The following is a 21,058-nucleotide window of genomic DNA, read 5'->3' on the forward strand; positions in this document are numbered from 1 at the left end:
TTAATTATAATGATTTATAATAAAACCCCATAATTTTAACTTCTTAGGTAAGTGAAACAGAAGCACCAGAAAGCAATTAAAAAATCAGTGGCAGGTAGAGAGTAGCATTGTAAAGACGCCTAAAAGAATATTAATAAGGGTACTTAACTGAGAATACGTTTGGATGTTCCAGACAACAATATAAAAAATTAGCGTAAAGCGTAATTCCGTAATGCGGTCATTAGACAACTTTGCGAAAGCAACCACATTTTCAGGTAAACGCGAACTATGTTATATTCAGAATTAGCTGGAAAGAATGAGGCTCACTACAATGAAACATTGATGAACAGGTGTTACGGTACCGAGATTAACCGGTGAGTTTTTGGTCAGCCACAGTGCTATTACGTGTTCGTTAGAGCATTGTTTTGCCCCACCGCTCAGGGGATTCACTACATATTAGTGATTTTAATCCTATCGAGCTGCCTTACCGATCATTCCACCGGCACCAGCGCCAACGGTAGCCCCGGCAATAGCTCCCCCAGCTGTTTTATCCATCGCAACAGCACCTGTTGCTGTTAATATGTAACTTAACCCAATAATTGACATTGCGTCGAAAACCAGACAGTGAAGTCATTGTGTGTTCGAATCTGAGCGGATACTCTGGCAGAGGTTTTGAAAACGGTTCTATAAAACCCGGGCTCTGATCTTCGATTACATTGAAGTGTTCTACAACTGGGTCTGACACCACTGTCACCTTGATGATATAAGCCCTGAGACTCTCGAACAGGTTTTGTTACAAGAGCATAAAATGTCTATTGTCATGAGGTCCGTCCATAAATGGCTCTGAGGTGTAGATTCATTGTTATTTACAATCCCCCCTCGCCCCAGGAATATTAATAAAGATATTTAACACAATTAATTTGCAAGATAAGCATTACACTGGCAATATAGTTTTGCGTATATGAGTAGGTGAACTGTTCTTACTTTCCTTTGAAGTTTTATTGCCTCAACCTTTTTGGGTTGAGGCTTTTTTTTCTTTTTAACTCACTGATTCAATGATGTAATTGCTGTCCAGTTTAATCCTTTCTGGCTGTCACTTGCCACAATTTCATCATATCTGATGCACAGTCAATATTGGAAATCCCTTTCAACTCCCCCCCTGTATAAACGATGTTACGTTCATATTAATTTCGTTCAGCCAAGTGAACTAAAAGGTGCCGCAAGCAATCCAAAAACCAAGCTCTTTACAAAAGGTCTGATTATCGCATTATTTTTTATCACCAAAGTAGCTAATTAATGTGGCTACCGTCCAGCTAACCATTAATGTACCAACAAGTCCTTCAGCCGCCCCAGTTAATCGGAACCCCTCAGGTAAAAGTACATCACCGTAACCAACAGTTGCATAACTGGCCAGTGAAAAATACATGGATGTTTCCATATCTGGCAAAGCATCATTAACATAATAAAATATTGCAAAAATGGATGCTTCCATACAATGAATCAATAAAACAGACACCATCACAAATAACATCTCAATTTTTATAAAAAATGAACTCCTGACGCACTTCACTGTTTTTCTTTGAAGTAAGAAGCTGCTCCACGCCGTATGCATCATGACCATAACAGAGATTAACCCTGTCAAATAATACAATTGCTTAATCATTACCCACCTACTTAGTAGTCAAAAAAACACTCAAGAGATATGCCAGGAAAAATTATTGACAGGATATGTAAATTTTTTTGGTGTTATACACTGGATATCTTGTAAAAAATCGGCCGACAACCCCATCAGTCTACTCTTGAGATACAGGTAGGCTTTCCATAGAGCAGGGATTTTGTGTTCAGTAGTTTTTTCTATGTTTACCCTGGCTTCATTTCTCATAGAAGTTAGCATTACAGCTTGTAAGATAAAATACAGTGTAACTGGCACGAATTGTAAGCAACGTTTTACCCGCACTTAGTGGATTACTTCCCCACACCTTTCCTTATGCGTTAGCACCATCTCACACACAGTGAATATATCTGTAATAAGGACAAAAAGCGCCCCCTCGCTGATATTGTATTCTCTGGATATCGCAATGATATTCTTTTTCATTTCATCATTTGAATCAGGGTTATCAACCAACCTTGCTATAACATAGGTTAATCCTTCCTTAGCCCCATCATGAAGGTTATCAATGCTATTAAGACATTCAGCTACTGTTCTCGCGACGATCCTCTTACACATATCATCTTCCTCTTTGCATGAAGACATCCTTCCCTCCTTTCTTTATTGAAAATAACATTCCCATGAGCTTTAACTGGGAATATTTTAGTACTCGAAATCTATGAAAACCATTGAAATAACAGAAAAGATGTTAAGTATCGGAATGTTGTATTCCTTTGATACCTCATGTACCTTCAGATTTATTTTTCTCCTGCTTTCTTCGTCTTCGTTAGCATTCGTCTCCATAGCTTCCACTATGATCGAAAGCAAATCGTCTTTTGCTTCATCACTGAGATCACCCATTGTGTTCATGAACCCAACCATCGTATCACTCACCATTCTACGATATACTTTTTCATCTCTGCTCTGGATATTTTTCATATTTATCCTTTTGAATGTTTTAGTTAATAAACTACGTTACGGTTACGGGATATGCTCCATTTCTTCGATTAACTCATGCCCCCAGGCAGTCCTCCTTCCTTCCTGCGCCATCACAATTTTGAACATTCTACTTTCGTGCTTTTCCGCAGTGCTTATCATCGCCTCTATCGCATAATTTAGAGTTGCTCTTATCTCATCGTTAATCCAGTCGATGTTGTTTAAATATTCTTCTACCGCTTCCAGCGCGATCGTTTCATCACGTTCTTTTGTCACCAAACTAACCCCCTTTTCTCTGGGTCACGAGTGCATAATTACCCGTTTTGCATTTTGTTTTTTAACAAAAAAATGTTTTTCATGACAAATACTTCATTCATTACATGATAATTATTAATTCCATATATTAATAAATCGCAAAATCGATGATTAATAAGGAAATTAAAACTACTAATTATACTCTTTTCCAGATTCGGCATACTGACGCAGCCATAGAGGAGCCCCAAGAGGGAAAAATGAAGATAAAAGACGGATTCCTGGCCAGAATGGCATTTTCCTCCGTAACTGTTCACTCGCAGCACTGTTCGGGATTAGGTGACATATGCCGGCTTACATAAACAGTATAATGATGCCGATACTGAACTTTGGCGTGCATACATACCATCCGAACTTGAAGGTTCGAACGAGTAAGATATCCGGATCATACAGCAGTCGCCCCAATATAAGCGCCATAATCAAACCGATACAGCGGGAATCGTCCTTCCTGAGGAAGAATTTCGTGCCGGCAGAACCGAGAAACGGTGGCCAGGGCGGTGATGATGACAATCAGCATAGCCTGGGCATTTTCGTTAACCAGGATCCCAGACAGATGATTCAGTCCGGCATTCAGCTGCAGGACGCCGTCCCCCCAGCGCTAGTGGTAACCCGTGCCGGTAGCTGAAAAAGGCCGGAATATAAAACTAGCTGACATTTGTGAAATTTTGTTGCTGTAGGAGTCTGAAGTTTTTACTCAATAAACCTTGCTTTACTCCATTATAATAATGACAATTAAAATATTTAATTTGATTACCACTTATATATCAAATTAAAATCATACGTGCTAACACATTGACGACAGATAATAACAACACAACTTCAAACACTACCTTCCCCATCATCTCCGTTGGGGATTTTTTTATCTCACACCGTCCCGTTTCGCCCGTCTGATGATTTCTGTTATTACACCGATATAGATCATCGCACGAACATCATAATAATCCGCCCGGTGCGTGATGAAAGTCTCATTGCTAAATATCCAGTCGTAGCCTGTGAAACTCTGCCAGCAGAGTGGCCGGGTGTGTACGCCCCTTCAGTTGTGCTCTGTAACAGAATGCCAGACATTGAATAGCACCACGTCGCTCTGTGTCGCAACTGCCGTCCGCCACCGGGGTTCAATAAACTCGTCAGCAATACCATCATCCGCATTCAGGACACCACCCACTCTCCCTGATGCAACGCCAGCGCAGCATTACGGGCCGCGTAGCCCCTGATTAGATTGTTCGAGAAAATGAGCGCTCATCGCGGATTTGTCGGAAAACGCGACTGGTGTAAAGACGTCATATCAGTGCGCAGTATTCCGACTTATTGTTCAGCCTGATATGCCAACGCCGGTGAACCTGTGAAAAACGGTCCGTCGCCACCACTCAGGTGGTTCTTTATAAATTGATCCAGAGACACCGGACGGCCATAGCGATAGCCTTGCAGATATTTCACATTACGCCCCTGTAAATATGCCTCCTGCGACGCAGTTTCAACGCCTTCAGCGATAATATTGATATTCAGACTTTCTGCCAGTGCAATGACGTTGTCTACAATATGCCGGGATATATCATCAACACCTGCCATCTGAATAAAGCTTTTGTCTATCTTGATATAATCAGCACTGAAATTCTGCAGACAGGCGTGCGTCGAATATCCGGTTCCAAAATCGTCAAGCGCGAACTTTATCCCCTCCTGCTTTAATTTGCTGAACGCAGTTTTCATTTCAGCAGTGCATTCAGCGGTATCCCGTTCCAGTAACTCGAGGACCAGCTCTGCCCTGCAGGGCAACAACTCGGCCAGGATATTCTGACAATCCTCCATGAGGTGACGGTCTGCAAGGTGAGACTTGCTGATATTGAATCCCAGGTGAAAACCGGCTGGAAGCCGGGCTGTGTGCGCCTGAAAAAAGCGGCCTGTATCTGCAAACAACTGCCGCGTCATGGGCACAATCAGACCTGAGGTTTCCGCCAGCGGGATAAACTGGTCCGGAGGGATGAGGCCTGCTTCCGGATGTTTCCAGCGAATTAAAATCTCACCACCTTTAATGCGATGTGTAGTGATATCGACGATCGGCTGAATATATGGCACGAATTCATGGCGTGCCAGCGCGTTTTGTAATTGCTCCACAGGCGTCAGAGGGCGAGTCAATATCCGGTAACACAGAAGTGAGGCCGCCAAAGCAAGCAGCAGGCAAACCAACACACTCCTCCAGTAGTTATGCACGATGTTGCCGAACAGTGTCCCCGTCGGCGTGACGATAACAAGCCGGTAAGACCAGTCCGGAGATGTAATGAACTCGCGTTTCCCGGCGGGGAGTTGCGCAGGTGTCAGGATTTGGCCGGATTTCGACATCAGAGTATTCCCGACCTGAAAATAAACCAAAGGGAGTGTACGAATCGCAAAGAGCGTTTCAGCAACAAAATACCCGTCAATACTAATAAGTAACGTGCCCTTGGGCCAGGTAGTACGGTATACCAGCACAGATAAATGCGGTGTGGCTGTGTTACCGGGAAGCAACTGCAGGTTGTTCCGGGCAGACGGGAGGGAGAGCCTGTCGGGTTCATCTGTTGCGCCATACAGCGAAGTGCAGTAAATGCGCCCCTGACGTACCAGGTCGATAGCGCGCACATTCGGTGTGCGGATTACATCATGACGGAGCTGGGAAAGTGTGTTTCCGGTACAGGGCATCCCGACAAGATTTCGGGTCACATTCGCCACCGCTCTGGCATTTGAAATAATGGTGTCAATGTGATGTTGTGCAAAATTTATACGTGTGAGAGTGTCTTTCCGGAGGGATTCGACAGACCACCAGGTCACAGTTGCCAGAGTTACGGCCAGTACCAGCCCCCCAGAAAAAGCGACATACAAGGCTTTTTTTCCGCAGGAGATAGCGAAAAGCATCTTGTTATTTATCATTGCTTCTGTCCCTGGCATCATTCAGCTCTGGAAGTTGGTGCTAAGACCGGTAAAGTGCATACGCTCAAAACTGGATAAACACCATATACCAGGAATACGGGTAGTTCATCATATAAAAATATGAAACAATTATTTTTCTTCAATAATTAATGTCGCATTCGCGTTAAAACTACCGGTAGCAATATCACGTGTAATTACGCTTGGATTCTTGGCTAAGGCCGCCTTTACTGTCACATTTAGCGCCCCACCGCTTGTTGACCCAAGATCGAAGGGTGAAGAATTTGCATTGACGTCCTTGCCCGCAATATTAAACTTCACACCAAGTGCGGGGTTGGAAGTCTTAAGCTGTCCACCAGCCCATGTTACTCCTGTACCACTTAATTTGGCCTGAAAAGTATGAACGGGAAGCACGGAGACCCCACTACAGTTAATACTCAATTTAACAGATTTTTCGTAGGCTCCAGTATTCGTTATACCGGCTCTATCAACCTCACCAAAATCAATATTCAGCGTACTAGTCGCTACACATTTTTCGATCGGAGGTTTACTTTCTGAGCCCCCCATATCACTCTTACAACCAAAGCCTTCCACTAAACCAGAAATACCCGTGGGATTACCAGAACCAGTGCTATAGAATAAACCCACGCAATAAACATTACCCACACCCGTAGTAATCGTAGAACCGAGCTGAGGGTAATAATAAGCGATGCCCTGAGCTAAGTAACCGGGATCGGTTTGATCTATATTAACCCATTTCATGGGTTTAAGCGGCCCCGCGGACTTAGACAAATCATGGTATGCAGTCAGCCAAGTATACTTATTTGAGTCCGTATACGTATTGGTACCCACTGAACTTTGACGAACACCAAGTGTAATTTTAATTGCGTTTGATTTAGCCCAAACAGCAGGATTACCATTCATTACTACATCGAATACATGTGGTACGGCAGTGACATAATTATTAGCTGGACCTCTTTTAACACAAGCAATTCCAGAGGTGCTCCCACACCCCGCATCACCCGGCTTACCATAAAAAAAACTTGCAGATACTGGGGGTGTGACTAAAGTCACAACCACGAAAAAAAATATATACCAATGATTTAATCACCTATAGCCCCTCCACAAGAACAAAATTGTTAAGTAATATATTAAAACTCAGTTAATGCAAATCTATCCTGGAAATAAAATATACTTTTCTCATAAATAGTGTTGAAAAACATAGTTTATGACCCTCGCTAAGGATAAAGTACAGTACACTCTCTTTTCAGTGCGGAATATTTATCTGCCAATCGAAAATGCTTCGCAATATTCACCCTCGTCCAACAGACGTTTCGATCGTTATTTCGGTCGCTATAGTCACGGGCCCAACGCTCAAACTCGATTAGTAATTGATCATTTCGCGTAGTATTATAACTCAACAACATACTGATATGTCGATCGAACTGATAGCGCTCCCATTGAAGCATGGGCATATCGATTCGTGCCAGATAGTCTTTATTCTTCATCCCACTACGCTCAAACTGATATAAATAGAAATTAGCCTGTAGCATAAAGATAAAAATCGCAGCAAAAAGAAAAAAAAACAACGCCAAAAGTTATTCTAAGCAGACGTGCGCGCCCCCTGAGAATAGGTCTTCCATCATCACGCAAGAAAGAGATGCACAGCAAAGAAATAAATAAATGCGGCATTGACAGATAAAAGGGAAACTCGGTCATTGTATGCAAGGCAATGGGAATCATCACATATAGCCATAAGTAATTCTCATTACATTTAGGTGTGGTCGCCTGACGCAGAATCCCATAGATGATACAACCGATCCCAACAAGTGCTAATATTCCTCCTTCAACCCACCAATATAGAATTTCATTATGCGGGTGTGTCACCCGCCAGGCCTCTTGCGCCTGGGGTGCAGAGAGGGTACGTAATAAGGTATAGGCGTATTCACCATATCCCACCCCGGTGAGTAAATGGGCCTTTATCATTGACCAAGTGGCAATCAAAAGGATCCATCGCAAGTGGCTCGACATCTGCTTATCAACCAATAAGCCGTCCAAAACCCACCAACCTTGTTGCACGGCATACATGATCCCGATGCCCACTCCCGCGCCGAGCAAAGGGTACAACAAGACAGCAGCAACCGTATCGTGCCGTCTGGTCAGATAACGGCCTAAATACAGTGTATAGACCACTATCCCCGCCAACCAGCCGACTCGCGATGACAACATCACCAAAATCAGAGATATCATAATCTGGCTAAGTGCCAGGAAAGCCCTCACCCAAGCTGGCTTACTCATCGAATAGAGGATAAAAGAGATGGCCAGCCCCGTCGCAAGAAAAGAAGCCAGTACGTTAACTTGTTGAAAAATTCCGCCGGGGCGGCTTCCCGCTCCCATCAGCAATTGACCGATCTGCCATAAGGAGACAACCGCTTCAATCACGGTAGCGCCGAAGATCGCCCACATTACCCTGATCTTTTGCGTGAAACATAATCTCAATTGGTATAGCAGGACGTAAATAAACAGCCCACCCCATAATGCCATTACTCGCCAGACAGCATTCATCATGCCTGCGCGGCTGGCCCAAAACAGGGGAACCGTCAGCAGAAAGCCCCCCAAAACCATAGCGCTGATGTAACGCGGATAGATAAAGCGGCCTCGATTGCCACTGAACGCAATTACGCACATCAACATACAGATCCACAGCCATGCAAAGATATTGAGAGGAAGATTCAGGCCATTTCCGCCTCGGTTTGGTAAATAGATATGCATCAGAACCAGGAAGTACAATGCAATCAGTAGGCATATTGCATTCTTATAGGTATAGCTTCGCAGTAGATTAATCGTCATACCAGCCTCAGGGGTACTCGATAGTAAAGGTTGCTACGGCGCTAAAGTTACCGCGAACAATACTATGCGAGGCAATCGCGCTAGGTATTCCCTGTATAAAAGCACGAAATCTCAACGTCGTCGTACCATTAAACAGTGGCGAGGTCGGCATAGCCTCATTAAAGGGTAATAACTGTACGATTGGGCCAGAACCGTCATTGACGACGCGCTCCATACCCACGGCGATACCCGTCTTCTCACCAGACGATGGAACAATATAACCAGGTAATTCTGTGCTCGGTGTACCGCTAAACGTCATCTGTACGATGTTTCCAGAGTCAATATCACAATCTTTTAAATTAATAACAAATTGTTGGCTATGCGTTCTCTGGTTCAAATACAAATACTTGTCGACAATGGTTCCAAAAGATACCTCAACATCAGAGGTATCTGGGTCCAGTTCACATGGATCCATAACTAAAAAACCACTAAACTTTAAGTTATCATCTGCCTGAGCCGAATGTATTCCCGCCATATCTATTAAACAAATCAACATAAGCAAACTGATTCTAATACTCATGTCTCCCCCTTATAAATACTCTGCGAGTAGCGTCGCCGTGGCGCTAAAAGCTTTCTCAGGTAGCGTTGCACCTGGTTTCTGCACGGGAACCGCCTCAAGGATTAGACTTCCCGAATCGAAATTAATCTGAACCGGTTTATTCATTTCAAAGTCTGCACCGTTAGCAAGTAATTTTAAGCCTAACCCATCTACCGTTGTCGTTAGCACGGACTTCTCGAAATAACTGGCTCCATTAATCGCCAGAGTCAGCTTTAACTCTGGAGAATACTCTTCGCATGTGATGGAGTAAGGGATTTTTTGTTTATAATTTAATCCATCTATTTTTTTGATCCTTACTTTTCCAAAATCGATATTTATCAAACTGTCACCATTAATATGGCATGGTTTTCTTTTTAATACTCCATAGAATCTTAAATTAGTCGTATCACCTGTTAGATGATTATCAGAAGTTATTGCTTGACTAACTGGCATTATTAATATCCACAGGCCTAAACAAAGCATCAACGTCCTCATTAAAACGCCCCCTTCACTTAATTAAATGCCACAGTCAAGGTTGCAGAGGTAAAAAACCTCACACCATTTAACTTAGAAACATCGGCATCACCAATAACTACCGCAGCCCTTAATTTAGGTGCTATGGATGGATCGTCACCGAGTGAAATTATTTCATCTGGCTTAAGTTGAATATTATCACGAAATAGCTTAATACCGACGCCTGGTACATTTGTTGCTAAAAGAGACCTATCACTACTACTCACAGTGCCCGATATATGTAACTGAATATCGCTATACGCATAGTCACCCGTACAGCTAAGGGTATAGCCAATGTCTTTACGGTTGCTATCTCCTACCAAATCAGCAATATATACGTCACCAAAATTGATATCGAGCTCAGTCTTATTAAAACTACAAGCTCCGGTCGAAATTACAGTCCCCGATATATTAATACCAGTAGAAAAATTTAACTTTCTCGTATCGGCCCTGCCAATAATGGTAACGCTGGATAACAGTATAAATAAAAACATCCTGTACATCATAGCACGTCCCCTCCAATAAACACCTCCCCCTGCCTTATAATTCGTCAATCGTAATCCAACTTAAAGTTAAGCGTCGCACGGTAAGGTCCGGCGATCAACTTATGGTTATTACGTACAACTTGCACATTATAAATAAGCTTATCATTGATAGAATTGATGACGTAGGGCCTATTATTATCATTCAAATAGACAGGACGATATTGCGAGTCACTCAATCGTAAAGAGATGCCCTGTGCCATGCCTTCGACCTCGATAACGTTTTTTTGCTCTTGTTCTTGTACTGTAGCAAATGAGATCTTAACAATAGGCTGCATGCTGTTCGTCGTCAGATTACCGTTACGCGCGTCACGCATATCTCCAGAATAATAAATGCAATCACGCAAGGCGATAAAGAATCGGCGAGGCTGAATATTCGCATTCTCATCAGCCAGTTCGGCAAAGTTCACTTCACCCAGCTCGATTTGTTGATACACCGAGCCATTATCGATCCAGCATGCCCCTTCGACTAACTCACCAATTACATTTAAAGTCCCATGCTCACCATCAATGGCCAGCGAGTCAAGGGCTCTGGCATTAACACTCACCGTGATCATCAGAGACGCGAGTACAATATACAGTCTCTTTATATAGGAGCTAATCATATGCCTCCACCGATAAAAGCCACCAATATCGCGCCGTTTCAATCACACATTAACCGTTAATATTCGATGTGACTTTACACTGGCTTCCGCTACAGCCAAACACCAGTTTCGGTCGGCCACCAAAGTCATTGATATACGTCAGAACTGGCGTGCTCCCCAACGCCTTCTCATCTCCCTTATAATCGGCACTCGACTTCGGTGCAATCATGATGGGCTCAAACCCGCCAAGCGCTTTTCCCTTCTCTGAATTAGAAGCATAAGCAATAGTTACGTTATAAGGTGTCGGGTTATTAACCACGAGTTTATTCCCCTTGCGCTCAATAGTTATCCCCTTTTGAAAAGGATCGCCATAGTCCTTAATGACGATAGCTTTCGGTCGATAAAAAATCTTGATTTTTGTCTGCAAGGCAATCTGCAACGTATTAGGCTTATTGCTTTTAGGTGGAATCTCTCTCAAGTTAAAGAAAAAAAGACTCTCTCTGTCTTGAGGTAACCCTCTGGCCGCCTCGTTGGTCAGCTGCAATTTTACCTGGCTCTTTGCTCCCGGTTCAACGCGCTGCAAAGGAGGCAGAATAGTCAATGGCGAGGTGATCTTTTTCCCCTGGGCATCCTCTGCCCATGCCTGCGCTAAATAGGGTAGCTGTTTATTATGATTCTGAATATTGACGCTCATAGATGAAGCGTCACCATTAAACACAATGCGCGTCCGATCCAGGGCAATTGCCGCATGAGCGTAGCCAGACAGTGCATACAGAACGCTAATCAAGGTCATCGACAGCTGTTTTTTTAAGTTCATTAAAATTCAACCTATATCATTTACATAACAACAGTAATTTAGTGTCAAACGCAGTGGGGATCTCATGCGGCAAGGTGAATTCACATGTATTCCCATCCCCCCAGGCAACTTTCATTGTTTCATCAGGGTTCATCCCGGCCAGCCATATCACGCCATTATCCGCGACCATACCTGTAGAGATATCTTTCAAATTGCTCGCCATCGCGCCGAACGGTGGATAACTCCCATCGGCAAAGCGGATTACCGCCATTGCCTTACTACCGGCTAACACATTAAAGGATTGATAACCAATAGCACCTTCCGTCAGGGCCGACTGTTTGAGCGAAACAATAGCCTCGGCGTTATCAGGTAATTTATTTAAATCGATATAATAACTATTCTTATAATAACTCTGGACATCGGGACTAACGGCCTTGCCGAAACGGTTAGTAAAGATGACCCCGCCATACTCAGCACGTACCGGGATCCCTGCCACCCCTGTATCCAACATAATCCGAGTATCACCTGGGCTATTGATGCGATGCAGAGCAATCCCTTGTGTCGTTGCAGTCACCCCCCCCTCCATGGAAAGCCCCAAACTGCGATAACTCTGGTTGTAATACCCCGCCGACGCCGTGACTGAAGCCATGTCACCATCATGTTGAAAGTAACCGCTCGCCCGCGAGCGATCGCCATTGTCTAATCCAGCTCTAACCTGGTAAGAGTTATTATCGTCAATAGCATTGTAATAACTTAAACCCGTGGATACCTTGCCTCTATCTTCTTGCAGGTTATAGCCTATACTTCCACGATCGCCGATAGGAATCGACATACCGAGATAATATGAAGTCTCATCATTTTGATAATTATTCTTGGTCTTCGTCGCCGATAAACTGACATTCACATTCTTAAAATTACCAATATCAAAATAACGAGAAACAGTCAGACTGTAGGTGCTGTCGGGCTGTCGATCCCAGTAAGTCTGGCGACTGTAGTTAAGAAAAAAGTTTAGATTTAGTTTTTTTAATTGCTGATTAAATGTGACAGTGTAAAGTTCCCTCCCCCTCGAATAGATAGCATCATCGCGTAACAGATCGATAAACTGATCCATACTCAGGAAGTCTTTATCGGAAAAGCGATATCCGGCAAACGTTATCTGGCTATCGTAATCACTAAAAGTCTTCGAATAGTTAATGCGATACGATCTTCCCGACAGGGAGTACTCCCTAACCTGCGCTTTCGACTGAGAAATATCCAGCGATATTGCCCCGAAAGTCAATAAATCGCGGCCAATCCCCACAGCACCAATTCCGTAATCCTTTGCAAAGAGCCCACCACCATAGATTGACCAACCATTATTCACCCCATAGGTCGCCTCTGTAGAGGCAAACAATGGACCTTCAACACTATGATCCATGTTGCTTGGTCGCCCGGAGGCAAATTTATAGCGTACAGTTCCCGGACGAGTCAGATAAGGCACGTAGGCAGTATCGACCTGGAACGTATTGACCGAACCATCCTCTTCCTGCACCTTGACGTCGAGCTTACCGTTCACCGTATCTCCCAAATCCTGAATACGGAACGGCCCGGCTGCCACTTGCGTTTGATAGATTATCCGACCCTTTTGGCTCACCGTTACCTTGGCGTTACTTTGCGCAATCCCTCTCACCTCCGGCGCATATCCCCGCAGGCCTGGCGGTAACATGCTGTCATCCGAGCGCACACTTAGCCCTGCAAAACGAAATGAATCAAATACATCCGAACGAAAATAATCCTCTCCCAAAACCAACTTCAGTTGCAGATCCTTTAAGGCTCGATAGGCATAAAAACGCGAAAAATCGAACTGAGAATCCGTCACGAACTTACTTTTCTCATACTGTTCCTGCCAGTCGGCACGTAGACGCCAGGGACCAGCATTCAACCCTAATACTCCATTGGCACTAACGTTCGTTGAATTATCGCCCTGATAGATATATTGCTGCTGCGCATTAATGTTGTAATCAAGCATGACACCGGAAAGTCCCTCATCCCAACGTGCGGAAGGCTCCCAGTTTTCATCCACATACTCAACATAAGCCTGAGGAACATTAATGTATAATGCCCCCGCCGACAGATCGCCTTTCGCACTAAATCCCTTGAGGCTAGACAAATCTAAGCATTGATTATCACGAACCCACTTTAGATCGCTAAGAAACTTCTTCTTAAACCCTAAAGAATCAACAATGTCTTTATTGACACAGGGTAAACTCTTATCATCGGACTCAGCATAAAATTCAACCAACTGCTCAGGCAAGGTACTCTCACCGATCTGAATAACCATCGGATATTTGCCTGGCATAATGTAACCACCAGCAGAAAACTTCGACAAATCCACTGAGGAGCGATCAGCAACATCCAAGACATCTGTATTAAATTCAATTTGTTCTTGCGCTGCATTACTACAATTAGAGTATATAATCAGAATGAAAAACATAAACAATTTTTCACCTGAAAAGGAAATGTATTGAAAATAATGAGTCATAATATTAATAATAATTCATGGCGAATCGAATCACTGCACTATAAGTACCACGCTTAATCTTTTGCCCATTTGATTCTAAATACATGGAGTACGCCAGTATGTTCTCGCCCTTAGCTATCATGTGATTATCAAAGGAAGCCCCTGGAGTAGCTTGCTCACCCGCAACTGTTCTTATCGCCAGCCCAACTCCCTTTGCCTCACCTTTTACATCAAATAATCTCGAAGGGTACGTTTGGCTGGTATTATCACCATAGAATGTAATACTATAATATCCCCATTGATGATCTGGTTTACTCACTGAAACTGTGTCGCAGTTGATTAACTTAATAAAAAAATCTTTTTTATTCTTCTTGTTTTGTCCTAATATAGAACCAACCGTCATCGTCGGCATAAGCACAGTCTGATCCTGGCTTTCGGTATCAATAGCACAAGGAGTATCAACAATCGAACCACCGACATTGACATTACCATGTCCAAAATCTGTCGCACCCACCCAAGCTGGCGTCAATAATAAAATAGGTAAATGCAGGCTAAACTTATCAATAATAAAAAGCCGCCCCATACATTTAACCTTTATTTATCAGAATTGATAAAAGGGGATTGCTCCCCTTTTCATTTACTCAGTACTTAGTTATAAGCCAGAGTGAAGTTTGCTACAGAAGTGAAGTCACCTGGAACGATGGCGCTCGAAGCATCCAACGCGGTCAGATAGGCGGCAAAATTCAGCTCGTTGTCACCGCTCATAATACCAGTGGTTGAGGCCGCTTCACCTAATGTCACGGGAACGCCATCGTCAGCAGTAACGGCAACGCCTGCGCCAGAAGCAGTACCTGCAATGGCAAACAGATCCGTTGCAGAACCGGCCGGAGTACCATCAAACGTTGTCGTTACTGTTTTATCTGTCAGCGATTCGACATTACAATCTTCCAGTTTGATCTGGAAAGGAACCGGTGTTGACTTGCCGCCACCTTCCAACACCTTGTTAGAGATCTGTCCCAGACTAACAGTCTGATCGATAGAGTCAGGGGCAATGGAGCACGGCGCATCAATAATGGTCCCCGTAAAAGTCACGGTACCATGACCAGAGTCAGCACCCGGCAAAGCTAAGGCGCTACCTGAAGCCATTACCAAACCTACTCCCACAGCAATGACAAGTTTATTAATTTTCATATATGAAATATTCCGTTAGTTTTAACTAAAAATAGAAAATGAATTAATCAAGATTAAATTCACGTCTGCATACTAATCACATCAAACAATAACATCAAGAGCATTAAAATGATGTTTTATAATATAAAACATTAATTCATTTAATATCGCCACATTTATTAAATTAAGAATCTATCTCAATTAGAGTTTATTCCACAACCGCGAATCCCCTGCATTTTCAGGACGCCAGCTGCGCAAAATCTACAACAGCCGCCAGTTTTTACAACTTGTGTATATTTCGCTTCTGAGGAACGTGAACGCGTTATTTCTTAACATGCCCTAACATTAATTTATCAGCTCCACTATTCATTTTGTGTCAACCTGTACCAGCATATCTCGTTGGTTCACCTTTCATCCCAACCGGTGAGTGTTATGCTCAGACAGTCCAGGATAAGCAGTTGTGTTTTTGACAACTGAGCAAATTGTTTTCTGTAGCTGTCATCAAGAAGAACCAGGAGGCGGAGAGTATCAGGATTGACTATCAGCGTGCCGTGTAGCACACCTTTGTATTCATATTTAGCAGTTCCCTTCACCGCCATCTTTAAACAAGATCTCGTACGCAAGCACAGACTTTTTTTCGTATGTGATCCGTCCGGAATAGCATTAAATCCCCTGGCAACCCCAATAAATATTCTATCTCTATTGAGTCGCATGCTACCGTGGTATCCCGCATGTATACATGGACAATAAAATGAGCGTTATTAGTGTGGTCGTTTTAACCTATGTCAAACCGTTAAATGAAGTTGATAGCCTACTTCCTGCACACGTCGAGTGGCTGAAAAAGGGTTATGCCGAGGGTTTATTCCTGACTTCAGGTCCTAAAATCCCACGTTCTGGTGGCGTGATATTGGCAAAATGTGATGATACTGAAAAACTTAAAAACTACCTCAACCAGGATCCCTTCCAACAGTCAGGTATCGCAAAAGTTGAGCTGATCCCATTTGAAGCAACAATGACGACGGCAGCTATAAAAGATATTCTGTAATACCGTTAACAAATAACAAAGCCCGGTTTCCCGGGCTCTGGAGACGGAGTACTTATCAGTTGTAAGCGTTGAGCGTCCGCTGACAGAGCGCCGAACGGACGCAATCGTCTTTATTGAAACGAACTATACCAACCATATCATCTTCTTCGAAACGGGCCAGCGCATCGCTTAGCCCTGAGCGAACGTGCGCAGGTAGATCGCACTGGGTCACATCCCCATTCACAATCACCGTCACATTCTCCCCGAGGCGAGTTAAAAACATCTTCATTTGCGCAGCAGTAACGTTCTGAGCCTCGTCAAGAATGACCACTGCATTTTCAAATGTACGTCCACGCATATAGGCGAACGGTGCGATTTCCACCTTACCAATCTCAGGTCGCAGGCAATATTGCATGAAGGAGGCTCCCAGGCGCTTCACCAGTACGTCATACACTGGGCGAAAATAGGGAGCGAACTTCTCAGAAACATCTCCAGGTAAGAAGCCGAGGTCTTCATCAGCTTGCAGAACTGGACGGGTTACAATGATCCGGTCCACGTCTTTGTGGATCAGGGCCTCTGCTGCTTTTGCTGCGCTGATCCAGGTTTTACCACACCCGGCTTCACCGGTGGCGAAGATCAGCTGTTTACTCTCGATAGCATTCAGGTAGTGCGCCTGAGCCTCATTTCGCGCCGTGATTGGCGTGGCATCGCGACTATCACGCGCCATACCGATCGCTTCTACGCCGCCCATCTGCACAAGCGATGTGACCGACTCATCTTCACGTTGTTTATGACTACGCGAATCCCGCCTCAGCACACGTTTTGCTTCACGACGAGCTTTGATCACTGCTTTTTGTCTTCCCATGGATAGCACCTTGAGTTGTAGGTATACATCACACGCGCCGTTGGCGGCACGATTATGCGCACGAACATCTGAGGGTTGGCTTCCTTGTAAGCCATTGCTTGCTTTCGGATAAGACGCCACACACGGCTACGCGCACCGTACAGGGTGTCAGTTACAAGGAGAAGAAGTGAATGAGTGAGAGATTTAGCGGTGACGAGGAGGCTACCGGAAGAGAAACGTCCGCGTAGGGTACAGCTGCTATTGTGAAAAACATGTCCAATGCAGGACTTTTCCATTCGCGATCTCCATAGTGAACAACCATCACCGCCGGGAACTACCGCTAATACTTATAAGTACACCATAATCTTTTGCCAATGCAACAATATTTTTACTTGTCGTTAACTTAATATCTATCTTATCACCAGAGACAGTCTCTTGCAGAGAGATGACAGAAATATTTCAGTCCCCCACCAAGCATAAAAAATAATTTGTTGATTCATCAAGATGTCAGGAAAAGCCCCGCTGTACAACGGGGCATCATCATCAGGCTTCGATCAGGGCCTGTCCCAGATAATGGTCTGCGGTTTTGACGCCCGGCAAAGCAAAGAAGTATCCCCCACCAATCGGTTTGACATACTCTTCGAGTGCTTCGCCGTTCAGACGTTTCTGCACCGTCAAAAAACCTTTTTCCAGGTCGTGCTGATAGCAAACAAACAACAGTCCCATATCCAGCTGACCGGAACTGGTCACGCCGAGTGAATAGCTATAGCCACGGCGCATCATCAAACTGGAGTCAGTCTCTTTGGTGCGAGGATTTGCCAGACGGATATGGCTGTCGAGCGCAATCACCTCACCGTCAGGATCGTTGACATAGTCAGGCACATCGTGCTCGTGCCGCATACCCAGCGGCGCGCCGGTATGTTTATCGCGACCAAAAATCGTTTGCTGCTCTTGTAGCGGCGTACGATCCCAGAACTCAACGCGGAACTGAATGAGCCTGACGGCCTGATAACTCCCACCTTGCGCCCACGCGGGTTCACCCTGCCCATCCGTCACCCACACGACCTCTTGCATCAACTTCGCATTCGTAGCGTCAGGATTCGCGGTGCCGTCCTTAAAGCCAAGTAAGTTGACCGGGGTCTCTTTACCCTTACTGCGCGCGGCGTGGTCGGAAATAAACCCTTCACGTTTCCAACGTACGCTGAGGAGATCAGGCGTATGTTTAATAATATCGCGCAGCGCATGGATGACGGTGTCCTGCGTGTTGGCACAAATCTGCAGCAGCAAATCACCATGACACAGCGCCGCATCCAGCGAATCATTCGGGAAGCGGGTCATTTTTTGCAGCTTTTTCGGCATCTGCGATTTCAGACCATAACGTTCATCAAATAGCGAGGAGCCGACTGATAACGTCATCGTCAGGTTGTCTGGTGCAATATATGCGCCGAGGATACCGGAATCCATAGGGGGGAGACGCGGATTCGGCGTATCCGGCGCCGGCCCGCCGGTAGTCAGAAACGCAAATCGGCTGGTCAGTAACCGGAACAAACGTTCAAGATCGGCTTTATCGCTGGCGAGCACATCGAACGCCACCAGCATCATTGATGCCTGCTGCGGCGTCAGGATCCCAGCCTGATGCTGACCATAAAACGGCTGCGCTTCGCTACGCGCATCAGGGGACAGCGTTCCCGGCGCGCTTTGTGGTTTTTGCGCGTGGGCAACCGGACACCCACCCGCCAGCGCCAGCGCCCCACCCAGAGCGCCCATCCCTTTCAGTAAACGTCGGCGTGACGGTTCGCTCACGCCGTTTTCATAATCTTGCTGCATAGTGCTTAATCCAGGCCCAGAACACCGCGTAATTGCGACAAGTCTTCCGCCAGCGTCGTGATCGGCCCTTTCAGCGCATTGCGATCGGCATCGGTCAGTTTGTCATAGGTTTCAAAACCGTCTTTGGTACGGTACTTACTCAGAATGCTATCGACTTTTTTGAAGTTCGCATCCACCTTCGCCAGCAGTTCAGCATTGGATTTTTGTAACTGAGGACGCAGGAGATCGACAATTTTCTGTGCGCCATCGACGTTGGCCTGGAAATCCCACAGATCGGTATGGCTGTAGCGATCTTCTTCCCCGCTGATTTTGCTGGCAGCGACTTCTTCAATCAAACCGGCTGCCCCGCCAACCACTTTTGACGGTGGGAAGGCCAGTTCGCTAATGCGCGTTTGCAGATCGATAACGTCACTGTTCAACTGATCGGCGTATTTATCCATACCCTTGGTGGTATTGTCGCCAAACAGCGCTTTTTCCAGGCGGTGGAAACCGGTGAAATTAGGATCAGCGGCTTTTTGCTCGTAGTCGTCTTCACGGGCATCGATGCTGCCGTCGAGATCGGAGAACAATTCAGCAATCGGTTCAATACGCTCATAATGCTGACGCGTTGGCGCATACAGCGATTTCGCTTTTTCCACATCGCCGGCTTTAATCGCATCGGTGAAGGCTTTAGTCCCCGTAACCAGCTGCACGGTTTCTGCTGTCACATAGGCTTTGTATCCGGTAATCGCACCGTCCAGGCTCAGTAGAGCATCGCTCTGCGCGGCATCCGCCGTTGCGCTACCTTCTACGATCAGTTTGCCTTTCGGGTTAGTCAACAGACCGCAGGTCATCTCATATTCGCCAGGCTGCAGATTAGCCGTCATTTTCTGGCTAAAGCCTGGCGCAATGTTTTCACGCTCTTCAACCACCATGACGCCTTTAAGAATTTCCCACTCCAGCGCTTTCTGACTATGGTTCTGGATGATGAATTGCGTTTTCCCGGCGTTAACCGTGAGGGTCATCGGCTCACACTGTTTGTCGTTAACCGTGACTTTTACCTGCGGAATATCGGCGGCTTGAGCAGAAAAAGCGGATGCAAACAGCACAGCAATACCCAACTGCAGCGCACTACGGCGAAAATGAAGCGTCATAACCTGGCCCTTTAATAAGTATGTTGTAACTAAAAAAAATTCTGCATCGCATTTTTATCAGGGTGCGGTACGCGATGCCGTAGTACCTGAGCGCGGCGGTAGTGCAAACATAACCAAAGCTGGAAGCAGGTAGATAAACCAAACGGCGACTTCACTGACGCTTGGCGCTTCCTGATAACCGAAAATACCTTCCATTAATGTGCCAAACAGCGAATGCGTCGAAAGCACGCTACTCATGTCGAACGCCACATCCTGAAAATGATTCCATAACCCGGCTTCGTGGAACGCGCGGATGGCCCCAGCGGCAAGACCGGCAGCCACCAGCAGAATAAACAGGCTGGTCCATTTGAAGAATGCCCCGAGATTGAGTTTGATCCCGCCGAGGTAAATCAGGTAACCCAGTACCACCGCAGTGCCCAGCCCCAGAATCGCACCTAACGGCGGCCAGATGCCGACATCCTGCTGGAATGCCGCCAGCAGGAAGAACACAGATTCCAGTCCTTCACGGGCAACAGCAAAAAAGACCATCATTACCAGCGCCCAGCCGTGATGATTACCGCGTTGCAACGCGTTATCTACAGCCTGTTCAAGCTGGACTTTGACGTTGCGGGAAACTTTACGCATCCAGAACACCATCCAAGTAAGGATCACTACGGCAATCAGCGCCACGATACCTTCAAACAGCTCCTGTTCTTTTTGCGGAAATTCGCCGGTGGTTTCGTTGATGAAAATCCCTAACGCCAGGCATAATGCCGCCGCCAGCAGAACACCAATCCACATCACCCCAATCCATCGACCACGCTGAGTCCGTTTCAGGTAGCTGGCAATCAGGCTGACAATCAGCGCGGCCTCTAACCCTTCGCGCAACATAATGAGAAATGGAACAAACATGCGAAGAACCCTTAAACGTTATTCTCGGTCAATT

General features: G+C 45.4%; 21 protein-coding genes. 2 read left to right on the forward strand and 19 right to left on the reverse strand.

Features of this window, described 5'->3' with window-relative positions:
- Positions 1-1,246: 1,246 nt before the first annotated feature.
- The 4 genes from ACU8YC_RS07945 to ACU8YC_RS07960 all read right to left on the reverse strand — a co-directional run bounded on the left by ACU8YC_RS07945 (position 1,247) and on the right by ACU8YC_RS07960 (position 2,839).
- Entirely contained in the window at positions 1,247-1,642 is a 396-nt protein-coding gene (locus ACU8YC_RS07945; RefSeq protein WP_151218004.1) for an ion channel, read from the reverse strand.
- A gap of 294 nt (positions 1,643-1,936) precedes the next feature.
- The gene (locus ACU8YC_RS07950) at positions 1,937-2,233 is read right to left on the reverse strand and encodes a hypothetical protein (RefSeq protein WP_151218003.1); all 297 of its coding nucleotides are present in this window, start codon (positions 2,231-2,233) and stop codon (positions 1,937-1,939) included.
- 57 nt (positions 2,234-2,290) lie between these two features.
- Positions 2,291-2,566, reverse strand: coding sequence for a hypothetical protein (locus tag ACU8YC_RS07955; protein WP_151218002.1), 276 nt, complete (start codon positions 2,564-2,566; stop codon positions 2,291-2,293).
- Positions 2,567-2,608: 42 nt separating this feature from the next.
- Positions 2,609-2,839 (reverse strand): hypothetical protein, encoded by a 231-nt coding sequence (locus ACU8YC_RS07960; RefSeq protein WP_210904926.1) that lies wholly within the window; start codon positions 2,837-2,839, stop codon positions 2,609-2,611.
- Between the two features lie 499 nt (positions 2,840-3,338).
- Here ACU8YC_RS07960 and ACU8YC_RS07965 point away from each other — a divergent pair, with 499 nt between their 5' ends.
- Positions 3,339-3,500: a hypothetical protein gene (locus tag ACU8YC_RS07965; protein WP_353655354.1), complete on the forward strand. Its 162-nt coding sequence runs from the start codon at positions 3,339-3,341 to the stop codon at positions 3,498-3,500.
- A 680-nt stretch (positions 3,501-4,180) separates the two neighbouring features.
- Here the strand turns inward: ACU8YC_RS07965 and ACU8YC_RS07970 are convergent.
- The 11 genes from ACU8YC_RS07970 to ACU8YC_RS08020 all read right to left on the reverse strand — a co-directional run bounded on the left by ACU8YC_RS07970 (position 4,181) and on the right by ACU8YC_RS08020 (position 15,326).
- Positions 4,181-5,728 (reverse strand): EAL domain-containing protein, encoded by a 1,548-nt coding sequence (locus ACU8YC_RS07970; RefSeq protein WP_446895185.1) that lies wholly within the window; start codon positions 5,726-5,728, stop codon positions 4,181-4,183.
- 177 nt (positions 5,729-5,905) lie between these two features.
- Positions 5,906-6,847, reverse strand: a complete 942-nt coding sequence (locus tag ACU8YC_RS07975) for a fimbrial protein (RefSeq protein WP_446895186.1) — start codon at positions 6,845-6,847, stop codon at positions 5,906-5,908.
- Positions 6,848-7,312: 465 nt separating this feature from the next.
- Positions 7,313-8,623, reverse strand: coding sequence for an O-antigen ligase family protein (locus tag ACU8YC_RS07980; protein WP_446895187.1), 1,311 nt, complete (start codon positions 8,621-8,623; stop codon positions 7,313-7,315).
- 7 nt (positions 8,624-8,630) lie between these two features.
- Positions 8,631-9,182, reverse strand: coding sequence for a fimbrial protein (locus tag ACU8YC_RS07985; protein WP_247604985.1), 552 nt, complete (start codon positions 9,180-9,182; stop codon positions 8,631-8,633).
- A 9-nt stretch (positions 9,183-9,191) separates the two neighbouring features.
- Positions 9,192-9,653: a fimbrial protein gene (locus ACU8YC_RS07990; protein WP_187259677.1), complete on the reverse strand. Its 462-nt coding sequence runs from the start codon at positions 9,651-9,653 to the stop codon at positions 9,192-9,194.
- Between the two features lie 59 nt (positions 9,654-9,712).
- Positions 9,713-10,219 (reverse strand): fimbrial protein, encoded by a 507-nt coding sequence (locus tag ACU8YC_RS07995; protein WP_187259678.1) that lies wholly within the window; start codon positions 10,217-10,219, stop codon positions 9,713-9,715.
- 44 nt (positions 10,220-10,263) lie between these two features.
- Positions 10,264-10,812, reverse strand: a complete 549-nt coding sequence (locus ACU8YC_RS08000) for a fimbrial protein (RefSeq protein WP_187259679.1) — start codon at positions 10,810-10,812, stop codon at positions 10,264-10,266.
- Between the two features lie 97 nt (positions 10,813-10,909).
- Positions 10,910-11,656: a fimbria/pilus periplasmic chaperone gene (locus tag ACU8YC_RS08005; protein WP_151217995.1), complete on the reverse strand. Its 747-nt coding sequence runs from the start codon at positions 11,654-11,656 to the stop codon at positions 10,910-10,912.
- A 16-nt stretch (positions 11,657-11,672) separates the two neighbouring features.
- Positions 11,673-14,156 carry a fimbria/pilus outer membrane usher protein gene (locus tag ACU8YC_RS08010; RefSeq protein WP_278238795.1) on the reverse strand — a complete coding sequence of 828 codons (2,484 nt, stop codon included), beginning with the start codon at positions 14,154-14,156 and terminating at the stop codon, positions 11,673-11,675.
- Between the two features lie 4 nt (positions 14,157-14,160).
- A complete protein-coding gene (locus ACU8YC_RS08015) occupies positions 14,161-14,718 on the reverse strand; it encodes a fimbrial protein (RefSeq protein ID WP_187259681.1) in 558 nt (185 codons plus the stop codon).
- A 65-nt stretch (positions 14,719-14,783) separates the two neighbouring features.
- Positions 14,784-15,326, reverse strand: coding sequence for a fimbrial protein (locus tag ACU8YC_RS08020; RefSeq protein WP_151217990.1), 543 nt, complete (start codon positions 15,324-15,326; stop codon positions 14,784-14,786).
- 730 nt (positions 15,327-16,056) lie between these two features.
- Between ACU8YC_RS08020 and ACU8YC_RS08025 the strand changes: the two genes are divergently transcribed.
- A complete protein-coding gene (locus ACU8YC_RS08025; protein WP_151217989.1) occupies positions 16,057-16,350 on the forward strand; it encodes a YciI family protein in 294 nt (97 codons plus the stop codon).
- Positions 16,351-16,405: 55 nt separating this feature from the next.
- Here ACU8YC_RS08025 and phoH read toward each other — a convergent pair whose 3' ends face one another.
- The 4 genes from phoH to efeU form a co-directional block, all read right to left on the reverse strand.
- Positions 16,406-17,194, reverse strand: coding sequence for a phosphate starvation-inducible protein PhoH (gene phoH / locus ACU8YC_RS08030; RefSeq protein ID WP_003036052.1), 789 nt, complete (start codon positions 17,192-17,194; stop codon positions 16,406-16,408).
- Positions 17,195-17,716: 522 nt separating this feature from the next.
- Complete coding sequence (efeB, locus tag ACU8YC_RS08035) at positions 17,717-19,000, reverse strand: iron uptake transporter deferrochelatase/peroxidase subunit (protein ID WP_446895188.1); 1,284 nt, start codon at positions 18,998-19,000, stop codon at positions 17,717-17,719.
- A 5-nt stretch (positions 19,001-19,005) separates the two neighbouring features.
- Positions 19,006-20,133 carry an iron uptake system protein EfeO gene (gene efeO / locus ACU8YC_RS08040; RefSeq protein ID WP_446895189.1) on the reverse strand — a complete coding sequence of 376 codons (1,128 nt, stop codon included), beginning with the start codon at positions 20,131-20,133 and terminating at the stop codon, positions 19,006-19,008.
- Positions 20,134-20,190: 57 nt separating this feature from the next.
- Positions 20,191-21,024 carry an iron uptake transporter permease EfeU gene (gene efeU / locus ACU8YC_RS08045; RefSeq protein ID WP_446895190.1) on the reverse strand — a complete coding sequence of 278 codons (834 nt, stop codon included), beginning with the start codon at positions 21,022-21,024 and terminating at the stop codon, positions 20,191-20,193.
- Between the last annotated feature and the right edge of the window lie 34 nt (positions 21,025-21,058).

It is taken from the genome of Citrobacter sp. VF227 (assembly GCF_052950715.1).

What these genes read in the sequence shown, in the direction of transcription:
- ACU8YC_RS07945 (WP_151218004.1), bottom strand. Translation starts at nt 1,642, where the DNA reads ATGATTAAGCAATTGTATTATTTGACAGGGTTAATCTCTGTTATGGTC.
- ACU8YC_RS07950 (WP_151218003.1), bottom strand. Translation starts at nt 2,233, where the DNA reads ATGTCTTCATGCAAAGAGGAAGATGATATGTGTAAGAGGATCGTCGCG.
- ACU8YC_RS07955 (WP_151218002.1), bottom strand. Translation starts at nt 2,566, where the DNA reads ATGAAAAATATCCAGAGCAGAGATGAAAAAGTATATCGTAGAATGGTG.
- ACU8YC_RS07980 (WP_446895187.1), bottom strand. Translation starts at nt 8,623, where the DNA reads ATGACGATTAATCTACTGCGAAGCTATACCTATAAGAATGCAATATGC.
- ACU8YC_RS07985 (WP_247604985.1), bottom strand. Translation starts at nt 9,182, where the DNA reads ATGAGTATTAGAATCAGTTTGCTTATGTTGATTTGTTTAATAGATATG.
- ACU8YC_RS07990 (WP_187259677.1), bottom strand. Translation starts at nt 9,653, where the DNA reads ATGCCAGTTAGTCAAGCAATAACTTCTGATAATCATCTAACAGGTGAT.
- ACU8YC_RS07995 (WP_187259678.1), bottom strand. Translation starts at nt 10,219, where the DNA reads ATGATGTACAGGATGTTTTTATTTATACTGTTATCCAGCGTTACCATT.
- ACU8YC_RS08000 (WP_187259679.1), bottom strand. Translation starts at nt 10,812, where the DNA reads ATGATCACGGTGAGTGTTAATGCCAGAGCCCTTGACTCGCTGGCCATT.
- ACU8YC_RS08005 (WP_151217995.1), bottom strand. Translation starts at nt 11,656, where the DNA reads ATGAACTTAAAAAAACAGCTGTCGATGACCTTGATTAGCGTTCTGTAT.
- ACU8YC_RS08010 (WP_278238795.1), bottom strand. Translation starts at nt 14,156, where the DNA reads ATGACTCATTATTTTCAATACATTTCCTTTTCAGGTGAAAAATTGTTT.
- ACU8YC_RS08015 (WP_187259681.1), bottom strand. Translation starts at nt 14,718, where the DNA reads ATGGGGCGGCTTTTTATTATTGATAAGTTTAGCCTGCATTTACCTATT.
- ACU8YC_RS08020 (WP_151217990.1), bottom strand. Translation starts at nt 15,326, where the DNA reads ATGAAAATTAATAAACTTGTCATTGCTGTGGGAGTAGGTTTGGTAATG.
- ACU8YC_RS08025 (WP_151217989.1), top strand. Translation starts at nt 16,057, where the DNA reads ATGAGCGTTATTAGTGTGGTCGTTTTAACCTATGTCAAACCGTTAAAT.
- phoH (WP_003036052.1), bottom strand. Translation starts at nt 17,194, where the DNA reads ATGGGAAGACAAAAAGCAGTGATCAAAGCTCGTCGTGAAGCAAAACGT.
- efeB (WP_446895188.1), bottom strand. Translation starts at nt 19,000, where the DNA reads ATGCAGCAAGATTATGAAAACGGCGTGAGCGAACCGTCACGCCGACGT.
- efeO (WP_446895189.1), bottom strand. Translation starts at nt 20,133, where the DNA reads ATGACGCTTCATTTTCGCCGTAGTGCGCTGCAGTTGGGTATTGCTGTG.
- efeU (WP_446895190.1), bottom strand. Translation starts at nt 21,024, where the DNA reads ATGTTTGTTCCATTTCTCATTATGTTGCGCGAAGGGTTAGAGGCCGCG.